We start from the raw sequence: 4,194 nt of genomic DNA, 5'->3' as shown, positions 1-4,194 counted from the left end.
GTCGATCTGTTCGGGGGCGAGCCTCGCGCCGGCCAGGGCCTGGCGGATGACACGCTGCTGGGACGGGCCGTTGGGCGCCGTGAGGCCGCTGCTCGCGCCGTCCTGGTTGACCGCGGAACCCCTTACGACGGCCAGCACTCGGTGTCCCAGGCGGCGTGCGTCGGAGAGGCGCTCCACCACGAGCACGCCCGCGCCCTCGGCCCAGCCCGTGCCGTCCGCGCTCGCGGCGAAGGACTTGCAGCGGCCGTCGAACGACAGGCCGCGCTGGCGGCTGAAGTCCACGAACGTGCCAGGAGTCGCCATCACCGTCACACCGCCGGCCAGCGCCATCGAGCATTCGCCCGACCGCAGCGACTGCACCGCGAAGTGGAGGGCGACCAGCGACGACGAGCACGCCGTGTCCACCGTCACCGCAGGCCCTTCGAGGCCCAGCGTGTAGGAGACGCGGCCGGACAGGACACTGCCCGAGTTGCCCGTACCCAAGTAGCCTTCCACGCCGTCCGGTACGGACTGGAGCTGGCTGATGTAGTCGTGGTACATCAGGCCCGCGAACACTCCCGTCCTGCTCCCCTTGAGCGAGGTCGGGTCGATGCCGGCGCGCTCGAAGGCCTCCCAGGACACTTCGAGGAGCAGCCGCTGCTGCGGGTCCATCGCCAGCGCCTCGCGCGGGGAGATCCCGAAGAAGCCCGGGTCGAAGGCGCCGGCCTCGTGCAGGAAGCCGCCTTCGTGCACGTACGACGTGCCGGACTCACCCGGGTCGGAGCTGAAGAGCCCTTCCACGTCCCAGCCGCGGTCGGTGGGGAACGGGGATATCCCGTCCCCGCCCGCGGCGACGAGCTCCCACAGCTGCTCGGGGCTGTTGACGCCGCCGGGGTAGCGGCAGCTCATGCCCACGATCGCGATGGGCTCGCGCTCCCGGTCCTCCATCTCGCGCAGCCGATGGCGAGTCTCGCGCAGGTCCGCCGTGGCCCGCTTGAGGTAGGCGAGGAACTTCTCCTCGTTCGCCATGGGGTGTCACTCCTTGAAGAGGTGATCGACGTGGATCGGGATGTTCGAGGGGTTGGGGGTGTTCGGGGTGGGCGGAGGCAGAAACGGAGGGAACCCGGAACCCCTCAGGACGTTTCGAGCTCCTCGTCCAGCAGGTCGAAGATCTCGTCAGCCGTGGCCGATTCGAGGTCCTGGCCGCCCGATGCGTCGGCCTCGGTTCCGCCGCCGTTCCACGTGGACATGAGCCCCCGCAGCCGGTCGGTGACCGCGGCCCGGTCGGCGTCGTCCGACGCGACCGCGGCCAGCACCCTTTCCAGCCGGTCGAGCTCGGCGAGGAGGGCCAGTGCCGAGGTCGCCCCGTCCTCGACGAGCTGGTCCCGCAGGTGGGTGGCCAGCGCCTCCGGGGACGGGTGGTCGAAGACCAGCGTCGAGGGGAGCCGCAGGCCGGTCTCGGCGTTGAGCCGGTTGCGCAGCTCCACCGCCGTGAGCGAGTCGAAGCCGATCTCCAGGAAACCGCGGGTGACTTCCACGGCCGCGGGAGAGCCGTGGCCGAGCACGTCGGCGATGGCGGTGCGCAGGATGTCGAGCAGGATCCGGTCCCGCTCCGCGGTGTCCGCGGCGGCCAGTCGCTGCTTGAGGTCCGCGGCCGACGCGCCCGTCGGACCGCTCTTGCCCGCCGCCGCCGGCCGGACCGGTCCGCGGATCAGCCCGCGCAGCAGCGGCGGGATCGCGTCGGGCCGCACCTGCGGGGAGCCTGCGGTGAGCCGCGTCGGCATGAGCACCGCGTGCCCCGCCGCCCGGCCCGTGTCGAACAGCTCGATGCCCTGTTCCTGTGTGAGGGGCGCGAGCCCCGAACGGGCCATGCGGGCGATGTCGGCCTCGTCCATCCGGCCCGCCATGCCGCTCTCCGCCCAGGGGCCCCAGGCGAGGGAGACGGCGGGGAGGCCCTGGGCGCTCCGGTGCTGGGCCAGTCCGTCGAGGAAGGCGTTGGCGGCCGCGTAGTTGGCCTGTCCCGGGCCGCCGAAGGTACCGGCGGCCGAGGAGAACAGTACGAACTCCCGTACCGCGAGTTCCTTGGTCAGCTCGTGCAGGTGCCAGGCCGCGTCGACCTTGGGGCGGAGCACGTCCGCGAGCCGCTGCGGGGTCAGGGACGCGAGGACGCCGTCGTCCACGATGCCCGCGGCGTGCACCACCGTGGTCAGCGGGTGCGCCGCGGGGATCTCCGCGAGCACCGCGGCGAGCGCGGAACGGTCCGACGTGTCGCAGGCGGCGAAGGTGACCTCCACGCCCGACTCGGCCAGCTCCTCGGCGAGTTGCGCAGCGTTCGGCGCGTCGGCGCCGCGGCGGCTGACCAGCAGCAGGTGGCGCGTGCCTCGCTCGGCGAGGCGGCGGGCGACCAGGCCGCCGAGGAAACCGCTGGCGCCGGTGATCAGCGCGGTGCCCGGCTGACCGGCGGTGTCTCCCTGGTCTGCGTCTTCCCGGTCGGCGGCGTCGGCGTCTTCCCGATTGGCGGCGTCGGGGTCGGCCACCGGCTCGGCGTCCAGCGCGGCGACCGCGACCCGGTCCAGGCGCGGGACGAGTATCTCCCCTGCGCGGACGGCGAGTTGCTGCTCACCGCAGGCGACGGCCGTCACGAGGCTCTGCGCGGACACGTCCGCGTCGTCGATGTCGACGAGCACGAACCTGCCCGGAGCCTCGGACTGCGCGGAGCGCAGCAGCCCCCACACGGCCGCCTGTGCCAGGTCGGTCACGTCCTCACCGTCGACCGCTACCGCGCCCCGCGTCGCGACGACCATCAGGACGTCGGTGAACCGCTCGTCGGCCAGCCAGGCCTGGACGGTTTCCAGGGCCTCGGCCGTACGTTCATGAGCGGCCTCGGAGGCGGCCGCGTCCGTGGCGGACGGGGCGAAGGCGAGCAGGACGGCGGGCGGCGGAGTGGGTGCGGCCGCCAGGTCGTCGAGGGCGGCGAAGGCGTCGACGCCGACACCGGATGCCACGAGACCGAGGTGGTCCGCCCCGAGCACGGCCCAACGGGCGTCGGGGAAGGTGCGGTCGACCGCGGCGGGTGACCAGCCGAGGCGGAACAGCGAGTCGTGGTGCGTGGACTGCCGCGCCCCGTCGAGCTGTGCCGATGTGACGGTGCGCAGCACCAGGGACTCGATGACCGCGACGAGCGCGCCCTTCGGGTCCGCGAGGGTCAGCGAGACCCCCTCCGGGCCCTTGGCACCCGTGGAGTCCTGGGAGTCCTTGGGGGTGATCCGCACGCGCAGGGCGTCGGCGCCCGCCGCGTACAGCGTCACGCCGTTCCAGGCGAACGGCAGACGGTTGCGGCCCCCGCCGTCGCCGTCGGCGTCGTGCGACGTGCTCAGACCCATCGCGTGGAGCGCCGAGTCGAGGAGCGCGGGGTGCAGTCCGAACCGGGCCGCCTCGGTCTCCGTACGGTCGGGCAGGGCGACTTCGACGAAGACCTCCTCGCCGAGCCGCCATGCCGCGCGCAGACCCTGGAACACCGGGCCGTAGCCGTAGCCGATGGCTGTGAGGTAGTCGTAGAGCCCGTCGACGGGCACTTCGGTGGCGCCTTCCGGCGGCCAGACCGTGAGGTCGCCCGCGTCCGGCCGGTCGCCGCCCGACGTGAGGGCGCCGCTCGCGTGGCGCGTCCAGGCCGCCTCCGCTCGGCCGAGGTCGCGGGAGTGGATCTCCACGGCCCGGCGGCCTGCCTCGTCAGCGGGCCCCACCCACAGCTGGAGGCCGACGGCCCTTTCGGGGGACAGGACGAGCGGTGCCTCGATGGTCAGTTCTTCGAGGTGGTCGCAGCCCACGTCGTCACCGGCCTTGACGGCCAGTTCGACGAACGCGGTGCCGGGCATCAGCACCGTGCCCATCACCGTGTGGTCGGCGAGCCAGGGGTGGCTGTCCAGCGACAGCCGGCCGGTGAAGACGTACTCGTCGGAGTGGCCCAGCTCGACCGTGGCATCCAGCAGCGGGTGATCGGCCGTCCCGAGCCCCGCCGCCCGGACGTCTCCCGCCCCCGCACCGCCCTTGAGCCAGTAGTGACCGTGCTGGAAGGCGTACGTGGGCAGGTCGACCCGGCGGGCGCCGGCGCCGACTTCGGCGAAGTACGTCGCCCAGTCAACGGTCTTGCCGCGTACGTGCAGTTCGGCGAGGGCGGTGAGCAGGCTCTCCGGCTCGTCACGGTTCTTGCGCAGA

The 4,194-nt window shown here is 73.1% G+C and carries 2 protein-coding genes; both read right to left on the bottom strand.

Annotation, left to right across the window (positions count from 1 at the left end):
- Positions 1-1,008: beta-ketoacyl synthase N-terminal-like domain-containing protein (locus tag EES42_RS39465; protein ID WP_206433811.1), on the bottom strand; the 1,008-nt coding region annotated here is incomplete at its 3' end.
- A 104-nt stretch (positions 1,009-1,112) separates the two neighbouring features.
- Positions 1,113-4,194 (bottom strand): type I polyketide synthase (locus EES42_RS45260; protein WP_164495495.1); only part of this gene is annotated, 3,082 nt, incomplete at its 5' end.

Source organism: Streptomyces sp. ADI95-17 (genome assembly GCF_003846175.1).
GTDB classification, from domain to species: Bacteria; Actinomycetota; Actinomycetes; order Streptomycetales; family Streptomycetaceae; genus Streptomyces; species Streptomyces sanglieri.
This window is presented reverse-complemented; position numbering and strand designations above follow the sequence as displayed.